Consider the following 14,558-nt stretch of genomic DNA (forward strand, 5'->3'; position numbering starts at 1 on the left):
CTGCAGGGGGGACCCTGTGGGAGAGTAGGACGCCGCCGAACAAATTTTGAGGGAAACCCCCGTACCGGGAAATCGGTACGGGGGTTTTCTGCGTTCAGGATCTTTTTGTCCGTGGGGCCTCTTGAAACAAGAGGCCCCTTTTTTGTGCCGGCCTACAGGCGTCCTGCCGCCTTGAGGGCCAGATAGGCGTCCGCGAGAGCGGGGGGCAGGTCGTCAGGAGTCGCGTCGACGACCGTGACTCCATGACGCATCAACTGTTCGGCCGTGCGGTGGCGTTCCGCCTGGGCGTGGGCCGCGGCCGCCGCCTCGTACACGGCCTCGGGGTTCCCACGGGCCTTCGCCATACGGGCGATGTACGGATCGGCGACCGAGGCCACCAGGACCGTATGGCGCTGTGTGAGACGGGACAGGACGGGGAGCAGGCCCTCCTCGACCGGGGCGGCGTCGAGTGTCGTCAGCAGGACGATCAGGGAGCGTCGTGGGGCCGTCCGGAGTGCGGTGGCCGTCAGGCCGCGTGCGTCGGTCTCGACGAGCTCCGGCTCCAGGGTGGCCATCGCGGCGACCAGGGAGGGCAGTACGTCGCCCGCCGAGCGGCCCTGGACGAGGGCGCGTACCCGGCGGTCGTAGGCGAGGAGGTCCACACGGTCGCCGGCCCGCGAGGCCAGCGCCGCGAGGAGCAGGGCCGCGTCCAGGGACGCGTCGAGGCGTGGGGCGTCACCCACACGGCCCGCCGAGGTGCGGCCCGTGTCGAGGACCAGGAGGATGTGGCGGTCGCGTTCGGGTCGCCAGGTGCGGACGGCGACCGTGGAGTGGCGGGCCGTGGCACGCCAGTCGATGGACCGGGTGTCGTCACCCGCGACGTACTCGCGCAGACTGTCGAACTCGGTGCCCTCTCCGCGGGTCAGGACACTGGTGCGGCCGTCGAGTTCACGGAGCCGGGCCAGTTTGGACGGGAGGTGCTTGCGGCTGGTGAACGGGGGCAGGACGCGCACCGTCCACGGGACCCTGTGGCTGCCCTGGCGGGAGAACAGACCGAGTGGGCCGTACGAGCGGATCGTGACGCGGTCGGCGTGTCGGTCGCCGCGGCGGGTGGGGCGCAGACGGGTCGTCAGCCGGCGGCGCTCGCCGGGCGGGACCGTCAGACGGTGGCGGGACGCGGCCACCTCCGTTCCCGGTTCCCAGCTGCTCGGGGGCCAGGCGTCGCGGAGGCGGGCGCGCAGCGGGCGGCCCGAGGGGTTCGTGACGGTCAGGGTGACGTCGGCGGTCTCGCCCAGACGCACCGAGGTGTCGCCGGAGCGGGTCAGACCGAGACGGCGTACGGGCGCGGCCAGGGCGGCGTCGCAGGCGCAGGCCAGCGCCAGGGGCGCGTTCACGGCGAGGATGCCCGCCCAGCTCGGTGCCCAGATGCCGATGGGGACGGTGCCCAGGGCCGCCAGAAGAGCGGCGCGTCCGGTGAGCGCCATCAGCGGGGGACGGGGACGTGGGCGAGGATCGCGTTGATGACCGAGTCGGTGGTCACGCCCTCCATCTCGGCTTCGGGGCGGAGCTGGATGCGATGCCGGAGCGTGGGGAGGGCCAGGGCCTTCACATCGTCCGGGATGACGTAGTCGCGGCCGGTCAGCCAGGCCCAGGCGCGGGCCGTCGAGAGGAGGGCCGTCGCGCCGCGCGGGGAGACGCCGAGGGAGAGGGACGGCGATTCACGGGTGGCGCGGCAGATGTCCACCACGTAGCCGGTGATCTCGGGGGAGACCGTCGTCTTGGCGACGGCGGCGCGCGCGGCCTCCAGGTCGGCCGGACCCGCCACGGGGCGTACGCCGGCGGCGCGCAGGTCGCGCGGGTTGAAGCCCTCGGCGTGCCGGGTGAGGACGTCGATCTCGTCCGCGCGGGAGGGGAGGGGGATCGTCAGCTTGAGGAGGAAGCGGTCCAGTTGGGCTTCCGGGAGGGGGTACGTGCCCTCGTACTCGACCGGGTTCTGGGTGGCGGCGACGAGGAAGGGCTCCGGGAGCAGCCGGGGCGTGCCGTCGACCGTGACCTGGCGTTCCTCCATCGCCTCGAGGAGCGACGACTGCGTCTTCGGCGGGGTGCGGTTGATCTCGTCGGCCAGCAGCAGGTTGGTGAAGACCGGGCCGGGCTGGAAGGAGAACTCGGCGGTGCGGGCGTCGTAGACGAGTGAGCCGGTGATGTCGCTCGGCATCAGGTCGGGGGTGAACTGGACGCGTTTGGTGTCGAGTTCCAGGGCCGAGGCCAGGGCGCGGACGAGCAGCGTCTTGGCGACTCCGGGGACGCCCTCGAGGAGTACGTGTCCGCGGCACAGGAGGGCGACGACGAGGCCGGTCACGGCGGGGTCCTGGCCGACCACGGCTTTGGCGATCTCGGCGCGCAGGGCTTCCAGGGAGGAGCGGGCGGCGCCCGGATCCCCGGTGTACCCGGCGTTGTCAGTGGTCGGGTCCATCATGAACGGCGTACCTCTCTTTCGAGGGCGTCTAGTTGGTCGGCGAGGGAGACGAGGGCCGCGTCGTCGCGGGGCGGCGGCCCGAAGAGGAGGGAGTGCAGGGAGGACTGCCCGTCGCCCGGGAGCTGGGCGGACAGGGCGGGGAGCAGGGCCTCGGGCGCGTGCGCCTGGGCGGGGGACACGCCGACGAGGGGAGCGAGGCGGGTGCGGGTGGTGGAGCGCAGGGCGCCGGCGGCCCGGTCGCGGGCGTTGGCCTTGCGGTAGAGGCGGGCGCGGCCCTCGACGGTCTCGGAGGCGCGGATCGCGACGGGCAGGCGTTCGGGTACGAGGGGCCCGAGTCGGCGTGCTCGCCAGAAGGCGGCCAGGCCCGCGGCGATGAAGAGCTGAAGGGTGCCCCAGAGCCAGCCCGAGGGCAGCAGGTCGAGGAAGCTCTTGCGGCCCGCGTCGGTCGCCGAGGTGTCGGAGAGCGAGGGGAGGTACCAGACCAGGTGGGGGCGGGAACCGAGCAGTTGGAGGGCGAGCGAGGCGTTGCCCTGCTTGTCGAGACGGGTGTTGTAGAGGACGTCGGGGGCGCCGAGGACGACTGTGTCGCCGTTGCCGGAGGCTGCCGGGATGCGCAGCAGGGTGGGCAGGCCGTCGCTGGGGTAGCAGGAGTCGGCGTCGAGGTCGGTGGTGGTGTAGCGGATGCCGCCGGTGTCGGCGCTGCCCGCGCGCCGGGCGGCCGGCAGGTCGCAGTCGGGGGAGAGCGTCGAGTCGAAGCTGATCGCGGGGTCGGCGGTGACGCCGGGGGCGAGGGTGCCGAGGGAAGGAGCGTCGGGGGCGATCAGGATCGTGCGGCCGCCGGAGTTCGCGGTGGCCCGGTGGAGGTCGGTCTGCTGGCCGTCCGTGAGCAGGTCGGGGGCGGTGACGAGCAGGGTGGTGTCGGGGCCGGCCGCCGCGCGGGCCTCGTCCAGGGTGGTGACCACGCGGGTGGAGACGCCGCGTTCGCCCAGGAGTTCGGCGGTGGCGCGGCTGCCGTAGGGGTCGGCGGAGCGCGGGTCGAGGCGGCCGTGCTGGGCGCCGGAGCGGATCGCGGCGATCGCCACGGCGGCGGCCAGCAGGATCAGGACCGCGAGGGTGATTCCCCGGGATCGCGTCCACAGCTGGCGGGCGGTGGGCGAGACCGAGGTGGAGGTGAGGGCGGCCCCGGTCATGAGGCGGCCCCGTGGCCGGTGGAGTGGGCGCCGCCGGTGAGTACGGGTCTGCTGCGCTCCAGGTCCCGGTCGAGCTCGGTGAGGCGGCCGTACGTGCCGGCGTCGGCGGCCCGTCCGCCGTACGTGACGTCGTCGAAGTCGTTGGCGGCGGCGCGCAGTCGGTCGGTGTGTCCGGGCAGGGTGCGGCCGGCCTCGGCGGCCGCCTCGTCCGCGGTGCGGCCGGGGCGCGGGTCGAGGAGGGTGCGTTCCTCCAGGGAGCGGACGATGGCGCGCATGCGTTCCTGGACGGCCTGGTTCCAGTGGCCCTGGGCGGCGTGGGCCTCGGCCGCCGCGCGGTGTTCGGCGGCGCTGCGGGGGCGGTCGTCGAAGAGCGCGGCGGACGAGGTGGGCGTGCGGTGCGGGGTGCCGAGGCGCCACCAGAGGGCGGCGACGACGGCGAGTACGGCCAGCACGATCACGAGCAGTCCGAGGGTGCCGCCGGGGGTCGCCGAGGAAGCGGCGCCGAACAGTTTGTCGACCCAGTCCCAGAAGGCGTTCAGGGCGCGTTGGACCAGGCTGGGTTCGTTCTCGTGGTACATGCGCTTGGACAGTTCGCGCCTGGCCGCCTCCCGTGCGGGGTCGCGCGGGATCGTCACCGGTGGTTCGTCACCGCCCCGCGGCAGCGCGAGAACGGCCGTGGCGCCGGTGTGCGGCAGCGCGCGCAGCGCCGTGAGAACTCCCCCCGCCGGACTCACTCCGTCAGCTCCCCGCGGGGGTGCCGGGGGCGTGGGGTCCGTGGTCGTCCACGCCGGCGGCGCGGGCCAGGTCGAGGTCGAGGGCCTCGCGGCGGATGCGCTGGTCGATGTAGAGGAGCACGGTGACGCCCGCGGTGATCGGGAAGGTGAGCATGGACCCGATGACCGAGCCGATCCCGCTGATGACGAGGAACGTCCAACCGAGGCTGCCGCTGCCGCTGTTGAGGAAGCCGCTGATGCCGTCGCCGCTGAGGGCGGCGGCGAGGACGGCGAACGGGATGACGACGATCGACGCGACGATGTTGGCGATGATCGTGGCGAGCAGCTGGATGCCGAAGATCCGCCACCAGGAGCCGCGGACGAGCTTCGCGGAGCGGCTCATCGACTTGAGGACGCCCTGCTTCTCCAGCATGAGGGCGGGCGAGGCGAGCGAGAAGCGGATCATCAGCCAGAGGGCGACGACGCCCGCGCCGAGTCCGCCCAGGACGGCGAGCGCGGCGCCGGCGCCGCCCGCGCCGGCGAAGGCGATGATCACACCCGGCAGGACACCGACGCCGATGATCGCGCAGGCGAGGAGCGGCAGCAGGAAGGTCAGGCCGAACAGCTTCAGCAGCTGAGGCCGGGCGTCCCGCCAGGCCTCGGTGGCGGTGACGGGCTTGCCGAGCACCGCGCGGCTGGTGACGGAGGTGAGCAGCGCCGTCGCGACGATGGTGCCGAGCAGGGTGATGAGCAGGACGACGCCCGAGCTGAGCGCGGTTTCGCCCAGGGCGTGGCTCAGTTCGCCGACGGTGGCGCTCGGGTCGTTGAGGGCGTCGCTGCCGGCGTCGTCGTTGAGGAAGAAGCCCTGGAGCAGGATGACCGCGATCTGCGTGACGACGGCGACGGTCAGGGAGATGCCCAGCACCGTGCGCCAGTACGTGCGCATGGTGGAGACCGCGCCGTCGAGGATCTCGCCGACGCCGAGCGGGCGCAGCGGGATGACGCCGGGCTTGGCGGCGGGGGGCGGGCCGCCCCAGTTGCCGCCCCAGCCGGCGGGACCCCCTGGTCCGCCTCCGGGGCCGCCCCAGGCTCCGTGGCCGCCGCCCGGGCCCGCCGGGCCGCCGGGGGGGCGGCCGTTGCCCCAGCCGGGGCCGGGCGGGGGTGGCGGGGTCGGGCCGGGGCCCTGGGGGGTGGGAGCGGACCACTGGCCGGGCGGGGGCTGCGCCTTGGACCACTTCGACGGTGGCTCCGGCTGGTTGGTGTCGCCCTGGTCCGAGGGCCGCTCCGTGGGCTGTGCGGTGCCGGAGGCGTCCGGCTCCTGCCCGTCGGAGGGGGCGGATCCGGGCGAGGCCCAGCCCGGAGAGTCGTTCATCGTCGCTCCTTCACGGTGCCCGTCCGCAGGGCGCGGCGGCAGGTTGGCAGCCATCGTGCCACGGTGTGCCCGGGAGGGGACCGGCCGCCGTATGGGCTGCACATCTTCAATTGTCCGCCGGGTACGGGGCAGACTGGGCGGATGGCTGATCAGGACGCTCAATCCCGCGAGCACGACGGGCCGATGGAGATACCGGCGATCCGCTGGGAGGAACCGCCCGAAGGGCCTGTAGTGGTCCTTCTCGACCAGACGCGGCTGCCGGCCGAGGAAGTCGAGCTGGTGTGCACGGATGCCCCGGCGCTGGTGGAGGCGATCCGCACGCTGGCCGTGCGCGGTGCGCCGCTGCTCGGTATCGCCGGGGCGTACGGTGTCGCGCTCGCCGCCGTGCGCGGCTTCGACGTCGAGGACGCCGCCCGTTCGCTGGCCGGGGCCCGGCCGACGGCGGTGAACCTCGCCGTGGGTGTGCGCCGGGCGCAGGCGGCGTACCGGGGAGCGTTGTCCGAGGGCGGTGACCAGCGGGCGGCGGGAGCGGCGGCGCTCGCCGCGGCGCGGGCGCTGCACCAGGAGGACGCCCGGGCCAGTGCCCGGATGGCCGTGCACGGGCTGGCGCTGCTGGACGAGCTGCTGCCGGGCGGCGGCCACCGCATCCTGACCCACTGCAACTCCGGGGCGCTGGTGTCCGGAGGGGAGGGCACGGCGTTCGCGGTGGCCCTCGCGGCGCATCGGGTGGGGCAGTTGCGGCGGCTGTGGGTGGACGAGACGCGTCCGTTGCTGCAAGGGGCTCGCCTGACGGCCTACGAAGCGGCGCGCAACGGAATGGCGTACACCTTGCTCACGGACAACGCGGCGGGATCCCTGTTCGCGGCGGGTGAGGTGGACGCGGTGCTCATCGGGGCCGATCGGATCGCCGCCGACGGTTCGGTGGCGAACAAGGTGGGGAGCTATCCGCTCGCGGTGCTGGCCCGGTACCACCATGTGCCGTTCATCGTGGTGGCGCCGGTGACGACGGTGGATCCGGACACCCCGGACGGAGCGTCCATCGAGGTCGAGCAGCGCCCCGGTCATGAGGTGACCGAGCTCACGGCGCCGCAGGTGCCGGTGGTGGGGCTGGAAGCGGGGGGCGGGATACCCGTGGCACCCCTGGGAACCCAGGCGTACAACCCGGCGTTCGATGTGACGCCGCCCGAGTTGGTGACGGCGATCGTGACCGAGGAGGGTGTCGTCTCGCCGGTGACGGCCGAGGCGCTTGCCGAGCTGTGCGCCAGGTCGCGCCAGGTGTCGGTCCGGTCGACGGGCTGATGTCGCGCTGACGGACGCGTGGACGCACAGGGCCCCTCGACCCGCGACGGTTGGCAGGGAGGGGGGCCGTGACATCGGCGTCCTCGGTCACCGGACATCCCTCGTGGTGAGGTCGTCTCCGGCTCGCCGGCCCGGCCTTGCGGGCGCAGGGCCCGAAAGCGGTCCGCGCCGGGGCGCCGACGAGAGCCGGGGCACCCGCGGTACCTGGCCGGTCTTCGTCACCCGTACGACCGGATCAGGGTCGGCCGTCGAGGGCGGGCCGGTGCACGAACTGCGGATCGGTGCCGACCGCAAGGGGCACGTGCACCGGGGAGACACCGCAGGTGGTGCCGGACGGCAGGGGTCGTCCCACGGGCCGGCCCGGCGCCTCTCCGGTTCCTGATCTCGCCCCGCGGCACTAGGTTGGCCTCCGTCGCCTCCCCAAGGGGTCCCGGTCGGAAGGCCGTGGGCTCCCACAGGCCGGCAGGCGGACATCCGCTGCTGACACCGGCGTCGACGGACGGGGGCAGACAGTGACGGTCCCGTACGACTATCGTCACAGGTCAGTGAGCCTGCTCACCTGCACCTCCTTCACCGTTATGAGAATGGGATGATGTCGTTTATGAAGGGACGAGTCCTTGTCGTCGATGACGACACCGCACTGGCCGAGATGCTCGGCATCGTGTTGCGTGGTGAAGGTTTTGAGCCGTCTTTCGTAGCCGACGGCGACAAGGCGCTGGCCGCTTTCCGTGAGACCAAGCCCGATCTGGTGCTTCTGGACCTGATGCTCCCCGGCCGGGACGGCATCGAGGTGTGCCGCCTGATCAGGGCGGAGTCCGGGGTGCCGATCGTGATGCTCACGGCGAAGAGCGACACCGTCGACGTCGTGGTGGGCCTCGAGTCGGGTGCCGACGACTACATCGTCAAGCCGTTCAAGCCGAAAGAGCTGGTGGCACGGATCAGGGCGCGGCTGCGCCGTTCCGAGGAGCCGGCGCCGGAGCAGCTGGCCATCGGCGACCTCGTGATCGACGTCGCCGGTCACTCCGTGAAGCGGGAAGGTCAGTCGATCGCGCTGACGCCGCTGGAGTTCGACCTCCTGGTGGCGCTGGCGCGCAAGCCCTGGCAGGTGTTCACGCGTGAGGTGCTCCTGGAGCAGGTGTGGGGCTACCGGCACGCGGCGGACACCCGTCTGGTGAACGTCCATGTCCAGCGGCTGCGCTCCAAGGTCGAGAAGGACCCGGAGCGGCCGGAGATCGTGGTGACCGTCCGCGGAGTCGGTTACAAGGCGGGACCGAGCTGACGTGTCCAGGGACAGTGCCGCTTCGGCGCCCGGACAGCCGGGGAACCGCGCGGAGCGGCCTGTCGGCCGGAACATGACGGGCTCCGCCTGGGAGCGGTTCATGGCGGGCGGGCTGCTCCAGGGCGGGGTCAAGGGCAGCCCGGTCCTCAGGCTGCTCATGCGCTGGGTGCGCCGTCCGCTGCTGCCGGTGATGCGGCTGTGGCGGCGCAACATCCAGCTCAAGATCGTCGTCACGACGCTCCTGATGTCGCTGGGCGTCGTCCTGCTGCTCGGCTTCGTCGTGATCGGGCAGGTGCGCAACGGTCTGCTGGACGCCAAGGTGAAGGCGTCGCAGAGCCAGGCGACCGGCGGTTTCGCGGTGGCCAAGCAGAAGGCGGATGCGACCGCCACGGCGAACGGCGACGCGGGGTCCGGCACGGACGACCGCCTGTCCAAGAACGTCAGCCAGTGGATGACCGACCTCGTGGTGTCCCTCTCCAGCGGTGGCCAGGGCGCTTTCGACGTGGTCACGCTCAGTTCCACCTCCACCGCGGCCGGTTCCGGCGGCGCCGGGCTCGGGCCGCGCTCCTCGGGCGACGTCGACCCGACGCTGAGCGTGCCGGAGAACCTGCGGGCCCGTGTCGACAGCAGCACGCTGGCGGCCCAGAGCTACACCCGTGTCGTCTACAAGGACGACACCCAGTCGCAGCCCGCGCTGGTCGTCGGCAAGCAGGTCAACGACCCCAACGGAGATCCGTACCAGCTGTACTACCTCTTCCCGCTGACGCAGGAGGAGAAGTCGCTGAGCCTCGTCAAGGGGACGCTCGCGACGGCCGGGCTGTTCGTCGTGGTGCTGCTGGGGGCCATCGCCTGGCTCGTGGTGCGCCAGGTCGTCACGCCGGTGCGGATGGCGGCCGGAATCGCCGAGCGGCTGTCCGCCGGCCACCTGCAGGAACGGATGAAGGTCACCGGCGAGGACGACATCGCGCGGCTCGGCGAGGCCTTCAACAAGATGGCGCAGAACCTCCAGCTGAAGATCCAGCAGCTGGAGGACCTGTCGCGGATGCAGCGCCGCTTCGTGTCGGACGTGTCGCACGAGCTGCGTACGCCGCTGACGACCGTCCGGATGGCGGCCGACGTCATCCACGACGCGCGCGTGGACTTCGATCCGATGACCGCCCGGTCCGCCGAACTGCTCGCCGACCAGCTGGACCGCTTCGAGACGCTGCTCGCGGACCTGCTGGAGATCAGCCGGTTCGACGCGGGCGCGGCGGCGCTGGAGGCCGACGCGATCGACCTCAGGGAGGTCGTACGCAGGGTGGTCAGCGGCGCGGAGCCGCTGGCCGAGCGCAAGGGCTCCCCGATCCGGATCGTCGGCGACGCGCAGCCCGTGATCGCCGAGGCGGACGCCCGCCGGGTGGAGCGGGTGCTGCGCAACCTCGTCGTCAACGCCGTGGAGCACGGCGACGGCAAGGAGGTCGTGGTCAAGCTGGCCGCGGCGGGCGGAGCGGTCGCGATCGCGGTGCGCGACTACGGCGTGGGCCTCAAGCCGGGCGAGGCGACCCGGGTCTTCAGCCGCTTCTGGCGCGCCGACCCGGCCCGCGCGCGGACCACGGGCGGTACCGGACTCGGGCTGTCGATCGCCCTGGAGGACGCCCGGCTGCACGGCGGCTGGCTCCAGGCGTGGGGCGAACCGGGCGGTGGTTCGCAGTTCCGGCTGACGCTGCCGCGGACGGCGGACGAGCCGCTGCGGGGGTCCCCGATACCACTGGAGCCCAAGGATTCACGGCGCAACCGTGGACTCAGCGAGGCGGGACTGCCCTCCGGCGGTGGCGGCAAGCTCGCCACGGTCCCGGCGCAGTCCACGGGCGGCAACGCGCCGCCCCCGATGCCGCCGCGCACGTCCATGGAGTCGCGGATGGCCGGGGTGTCGCCCACGGCCGATCCGACGGCGCTGCCGGGCAACGGCGCGCGCGTGGTACCGCGGCCCGCCGGGGCCGTGCGACGGCCGGACGGCGCGTCCGCAGCAGGTGGGGAGCGGACCGCGGAAGACCGCGGCGCGCACGAGGAGCTCGGGCAGCACGAGGAGCTCGGACAAGGGGAGACATTCCGTGGGCGCTGACCGCGAAGGGAGCGGCCGGATGCGTCCCGTACGCGTGGGGGTGTACCTCGGCTGTGGTGCGCTGCTGCTGACGGGGTGCGCGTCGATGCCGGACAGCGGGGACCTGCGGGGTGTCGAGTCCACGCCGAGGCAGGACTCGCAGGTCCGCGTCTTCGCGCTGCCGCCGCGCGAGGACGCCCGGCCGGCCGAGATCGTCCAGGGCTTTCTGGAGGCCCTGACCAGTGACGACGCGCAGTACAAGACGGCGCTCAAGTACCTGACGACGACCGCCCGCAAGACCTGGGACCCCTTCAGCTCCACGACCGTCCTCACCGACGGGCCCGACGCCAAGTCGGAGCAGCCGGTGAACGCCCAGGACAGCGACGGCAGCGGCAGCTACTCGTACGTGCTGGCCGGGACCAAGGTCGCCACGGTCAACGACCAGCACGCGTACACGCCGGACTCGGCCGCGTACCACGCGACGGTGCACCTCACCCGGCAGAAGGACACCAAGCAGTGGCGCATCGACGGGCTGCCGCAGGGCGTGGTGATGGGCAACTCCGACTTCCAGCGCAACTACGTCTCCGTCAACAAGTACTACTTCGCCTCGAACGCGACCGCCGGGTCGGGCGGACAGCTGGGGACCGTCGCCGATCCGGTCTACGTCCGCGAGAAGGTGGACCCGATGACGGAGATGGTCCGGGCGCTGCTGAAGGGGCCCACGCGCTGGCTCGACCCGGTGGTGAGGTCGAGCTTCCCCTCCGGCACGGACCTGAAGGAGGGCGTCACCTCGCTGACGCCCGACGACCGCAACCGGGTGACGGTCCCGCTGAACCACAAGGCCGACCAGGTCAACGGGGCCCAGTGCGACAGGATGGCGGCCCAGCTCCTGCTCACCTTCCGGGACCTGACGCCCACCGGGGTCGACGAGGTGGAGCTGCAACGGTCGAACGGTTCGCGGCTGTGCATGCTCAGCGAGGGCGGCGCCGAGGCCCTCGCCGAGCACGGCCCGGCCGAGCACCCCGGGTTCGAGTACTTCATCGACGGCAAGCAGCGCCTCGTACGGCTGTCCAGCGCCAACGGCGACAAGGAGCCCCAGCCGGTGCCCGGCCCGCTGGGGGACGGCGGCAGGAAACTGCGGGCCGCCGCGGTGTCGCGCGACGAGGACAGCGCGGCCGGCGTGTCGGCCGACGGGAGTTCGCTGTACGTCGGCTCGCTGGTGTCGGGCGCCTCGCTCGGGGACGCGGTGCTCCACAGCCAGGGCAGGACCGCGCAGGACCGGCTGACGACGCCCAGTTGGGACGGGCGGGGCGACCTGTGGGTGGCGGACCGCGATCCCGCCAAACCCCGGTTGCTGCTGCTGGAGAAGGGCGCGGGCGAACCGCTCCAGGTCTCGACGCCGGGACTCGACGGGCGGATCCAGGCGGTGCGGGTGGCCGCCGACGGGGTGCGGATCGCGCTGATCGTCGAGAAGGACGGCAAGAGCTCCCTGCAGATCGGGCGCATCGACCAGGACACGACGACCGGTGAGCGGCCCAGCGTCTCGGTCTTCGAACTGCACTCGGTCGCACCGCAGCTGGAGGAGGTCACGGCCATGTCGTGGGCCGGGGACAGCCGGCTCGTGGTCGTCGGGCGGGAGTCCGAGGGGGTGCTGCAGATGCGGTACGTCCAGGTCGACGGCTCCACGCCGGTGGGCGCGGCGCCCTCCGCGCTGACGGGGGTGAAGGAGATCGCCGCGTCCGAGGACGAGCGGCTGCCGCTGGTGGCGCACTCGCAGGAGGACGGGATCGTGCGGCTGTCGTCCGGGGAGCAGTGGCAGAAGGTCGTCAAGAACGGCACGGCGCCGGTGTACCCCGGGTAGGTCGGTTCTCCGCCGATCTCCGCCGGGTCGACGTCGAGGTGGGGTCGTCCCGTGGTTCCGGGGCGGCCCTGTCCGCGTTCCCCGCGGTTCTTCCGGGTTTTCCCCGGGCCTTGGGGATCCGTGGGTCGGTCCGTCGGGTTCCGGTTGACGGTCAGTCCCACGGGTGACGGGTGTCCGGTTGTCCACAGGCGGTTGTCCACAGGGGTGGCCGGTCGGTCGTGGTGTTGGCACAGTGGTGGACATGCGGGCGTGGTGGCAGGACCTCACCGACCTGGTGCTGCCGGCCGAGTGCGGAGGCTGCGGGAGAGCTCGCACGGTGCTCTGTCCGGAGTGCCGTGCCGCCCTGAGCGGGGCCCCACCGCGCCGGGCCCGTCCGGAGCCGGCGCCGCCGGGACTGCCGGTCGTGCACGCGGCGGCCGTGTACCAGGACGAAGTACGCGCGGCACTCCTCGCGCACAAGGAACGGGGGGCACTGACACTGGCGACACCACTGGGAACGGCCCTGGCGGGGGCTGTGAGGGCGGCTCTGAGGCACCGGTGCCTCCCGGACACGCCCGGACGTCGGACGGGCTCGGGCGGGCCTCTGAGCGGGGACGGCGGATGGCCGGCGCGGGCCGGTGGGCGGGAGCCCGTGCTGCTGGTTCCGGTGCCCTCCTCGCGGCGGGCGGTGCGGGCGCGCGGCCATGACCCGGCACGCCGGATCGCCCTCGCGGCCGCCGGGGAACTGCGCCGTACGGGAGCGCCGGTCCGGGTGCTGACCGTGCTGCGGCAGCGACGCGGCGTGGCCGACCAGGCGGGCCTCAACTCCCGGCAGCGGCTGCACAATCTCGCGGGCGCGCTGGAGGTCGCCCCGGGAGGCGGCCGGCTGCTGGCGGGCGCCGGCCGGGTGGTGCTGGTGGACGACCTGATGACGACGGGAGCCTCCCTGGCGGAGGCGGCGCGCACCGTACGGGTGGCGATGACGGGCGCCGATGCATACGGGCGGGAAGCCGGGGAAGCAACGGGGGAACGGGAACGGAGACGAGTGGGGAAACGGATGACCGAGGCAACGACAGAGCGCGAGGACCGGAAACCGGCAACCCCGGGAATGACGGACACGAGCGAAGTCGGCGCCAAGATCTGCGCGGCTGTGGTCGCGGCCTCGCCGGATGGTTTCGAAATCAACCGGAACTGACTGAGAACTTCCATCGTTGCTGGTAATGACCAGGTCAATTCACCTGAACGGAGGTACGCCGCAGTAGAGGGTGACGACATCCGTCCGGGCGAGATATGTTCGGTTGTGAGGCCGTTGGCGCTGGCCACACCTCGTATATCCGAATGCCGTGCTGCGGGTTTCTGAATCACCCGCCCGCCATGGGGTGTAGATCTTGCCCATGGGGGAGGAGGAGGTGAAAGTCACCGAGTCCGAGGTTCCGGGGCTCACCGGGATCTGGTGCAAAAGGGAGATGCTCCGCCTGTGGAGCGGGGCTATCCGGGAACGGAGTTCTGCGTGGACATCGTCGTCAAGGGCCGCAAGACCGAGGTGCCTGAGCGGTTCCGCAAGCACGTGGCCGAGAAGCTGAAGCTGGAGAAGATCCAGAAGCTCGATGGCAAGGTGATCAGCCTCGACGTCGAGGTGTCCAAGGAGCCCAACCCCCGGCAGGCCGACCGTTGTGACCGGGTGGAGATCACGCTCCGCTCCCGCGGTCCGGTGATCCGGGCGGAGGCAGCGGCGAACGACCCGTATGCAGCACTCGACCTGGCGGCGGACAAGCTCGAGGCCCGGCTGCGCAAGCAGCACGACAAGCGCTACACCCGCCGTGGCAACGGCCGCCTCTCGGCCGCCGAGGTCGCCGACCACGTCCCGGGCGCCGCGACACTGAACGGGAACGGGACCATTGTCCGCGAGGACGAACCCGACAGCGTGCCGACCAAGAAGATCGGCTCCCTCGAGGTCATGGGAGAAGGTCCCCTCGTCGTCCGGGAGAAGACCCACGTGGCCGCCCCGATGACGCTCGACCAGGCGCTCTACGAGATGGAACTGGTCGGGCACGACTTCTATCTGTTCGTCGACTCCGAGACCAAGGAGCCGAGTGTCGTCTATCGGCGGCACGCGTACGACTACGGCGTGATCCACCTCAGTACGGACCCGATGGTCACCCAGGCCGGCACGGACGCGCCGGGCGGTGCGCTCGGCGGTTAGACCCGCCCTGATGACGACTGAGCCGGTGCCCCTGTGTGCGCGCGTGCGCCCCCAGGGGCACCGGTGTGCGACCACTTCGCGACCCGCTCTGTCACCCCACTGTCGTCCGGGCATGAAATCATGGCCG

11 protein-coding genes are annotated in these 14,558 nt (G+C 72.4%); 6 read left to right on the plus strand and 5 right to left on the minus strand.

Annotated features, from left to right (window positions below; translation table 11 throughout):
- Positions 1-152: 152 nt before the first annotated feature.
- The 5 genes from ACFV2J_RS37900 to ACFV2J_RS37920 are packed head-to-tail and all read right to left on the minus strand — an operon-like array spanning position 153 to position 5,730.
- Positions 153-1,463 (minus strand): DUF58 domain-containing protein, encoded by a 1,311-nt coding sequence (locus tag ACFV2J_RS37900; protein ID WP_385096893.1) that lies wholly within the window; start codon positions 1,461-1,463, stop codon positions 153-155.
- On the minus strand, positions 1,463-2,452 hold the full coding sequence (locus tag ACFV2J_RS37905) for an AAA family ATPase (RefSeq protein ID WP_385096898.1): 990 nt from the start codon (positions 2,450-2,452) through the stop codon (positions 1,463-1,465). The genes ACFV2J_RS37900 and ACFV2J_RS37905 overlap by 1 nt, the downstream gene beginning before the upstream one ends.
- Positions 2,452-3,645, minus strand: a complete 1,194-nt coding sequence (locus tag ACFV2J_RS37910) for a DUF4350 domain-containing protein (RefSeq protein ID WP_385096896.1) — start codon at positions 3,643-3,645, stop codon at positions 2,452-2,454. The genes ACFV2J_RS37905 and ACFV2J_RS37910 overlap by 1 nt, the downstream gene beginning before the upstream one ends.
- Positions 3,642-4,379 (minus strand): DUF4129 domain-containing protein, encoded by a 738-nt coding sequence (locus ACFV2J_RS37915; protein ID WP_385443008.1) that lies wholly within the window; start codon positions 4,377-4,379, stop codon positions 3,642-3,644. Before ACFV2J_RS37915 ends, ACFV2J_RS37910 begins: the two co-directional genes overlap by 4 nt.
- 4 nt (positions 4,380-4,383) lie before the next feature.
- Positions 4,384-5,730: a glycerophosphoryl diester phosphodiesterase membrane domain-containing protein gene (locus tag ACFV2J_RS37920; protein ID WP_385443011.1), complete on the minus strand. Its 1,347-nt coding sequence runs from the start codon at positions 5,728-5,730 to the stop codon at positions 4,384-4,386.
- A 141-nt stretch (positions 5,731-5,871) separates the two neighbouring features.
- Here ACFV2J_RS37920 and mtnA point away from each other — a divergent pair, with 141 nt between their 5' ends.
- The 6 genes from mtnA to hpf all read left to right on the plus strand — a co-directional run bounded on the left by mtnA (position 5,872) and on the right by hpf (position 14,431).
- Positions 5,872-7,029, plus strand: a complete 1,158-nt coding sequence (gene mtnA, locus ACFV2J_RS37925; protein WP_385085155.1) for an S-methyl-5-thioribose-1-phosphate isomerase — start codon at positions 5,872-5,874, stop codon at positions 7,027-7,029.
- 589 nt (positions 7,030-7,618) lie between these two features.
- A complete protein-coding gene (mtrA, locus tag ACFV2J_RS37930; protein WP_150136091.1) occupies positions 7,619-8,308 on the plus strand; it encodes a two-component system response regulator MtrA in 690 nt (229 codons plus the stop codon).
- A 1-nt stretch (position 8,309) separates the two neighbouring features.
- The gene (gene mtrB, locus ACFV2J_RS37935) at positions 8,310-10,409 is read left to right on the plus strand and encodes an MtrAB system histidine kinase MtrB (protein ID WP_385085153.1); all 2,100 of its coding nucleotides are present in this window, start codon (positions 8,310-8,312) and stop codon (positions 10,407-10,409) included.
- 19 nt (positions 10,410-10,428) lie between these two features.
- Positions 10,429-12,249, plus strand: a complete 1,821-nt coding sequence (locus tag ACFV2J_RS37940; RefSeq protein WP_385085151.1) for an LpqB family beta-propeller domain-containing protein — start codon at positions 10,429-10,431, stop codon at positions 12,247-12,249.
- A 241-nt stretch (positions 12,250-12,490) separates the two neighbouring features.
- Positions 12,491-13,423 carry a ComF family protein gene (locus tag ACFV2J_RS37945; RefSeq protein WP_385085149.1) on the plus strand — a complete coding sequence of 311 codons (933 nt, stop codon included), beginning with the start codon at positions 12,491-12,493 and terminating at the stop codon, positions 13,421-13,423.
- Between the two features lie 315 nt (positions 13,424-13,738).
- Positions 13,739-14,431: a ribosome hibernation-promoting factor, HPF/YfiA family gene (hpf, locus tag ACFV2J_RS37950; RefSeq protein WP_385085147.1), complete on the plus strand. Its 693-nt coding sequence runs from the start codon at positions 13,739-13,741 to the stop codon at positions 14,429-14,431.
- Positions 14,432-14,558: the final 127 nt, after the last annotated feature.

The organism is Streptomyces sp. NPDC059668 (assembly GCF_042734135.1).
In the GTDB taxonomy this organism is placed as follows: Bacteria; Actinomycetota; Actinomycetes; order Streptomycetales; family Streptomycetaceae; genus Streptomyces.

What these genes read in the sequence shown, in the direction of transcription:
- ACFV2J_RS37900 (WP_385096893.1), bottom strand. Translation starts at nt 1,463, where the DNA reads ATGGCGCTCACCGGACGCGCCGCTCTTCTGGCGGCCCTGGGCACCGTC.
- ACFV2J_RS37905 (WP_385096898.1), bottom strand. Translation starts at nt 2,452, where the DNA reads ATGGACCCGACCACTGACAACGCCGGGTACACCGGGGATCCGGGCGCC.
- ACFV2J_RS37910 (WP_385096896.1), bottom strand. Translation starts at nt 3,645, where the DNA reads ATGACCGGGGCCGCCCTCACCTCCACCTCGGTCTCGCCCACCGCCCGC.
- ACFV2J_RS37920 (WP_385443011.1), bottom strand. Translation starts at nt 5,730, where the DNA reads ATGAACGACTCTCCGGGCTGGGCCTCGCCCGGATCCGCCCCCTCCGAC.
- mtnA (WP_385085155.1), top strand. Translation starts at nt 5,872, where the DNA reads ATGGCTGATCAGGACGCTCAATCCCGCGAGCACGACGGGCCGATGGAG.
- mtrA (WP_150136091.1), top strand. Translation starts at nt 7,619, where the DNA reads ATGATGTCGTTTATGAAGGGACGAGTCCTTGTCGTCGATGACGACACC.
- ACFV2J_RS37940 (WP_385085151.1), top strand. Translation starts at nt 10,429, where the DNA reads ATGCGTCCCGTACGCGTGGGGGTGTACCTCGGCTGTGGTGCGCTGCTG.
- ACFV2J_RS37945 (WP_385085149.1), top strand. Translation starts at nt 12,491, where the DNA reads ATGCGGGCGTGGTGGCAGGACCTCACCGACCTGGTGCTGCCGGCCGAG.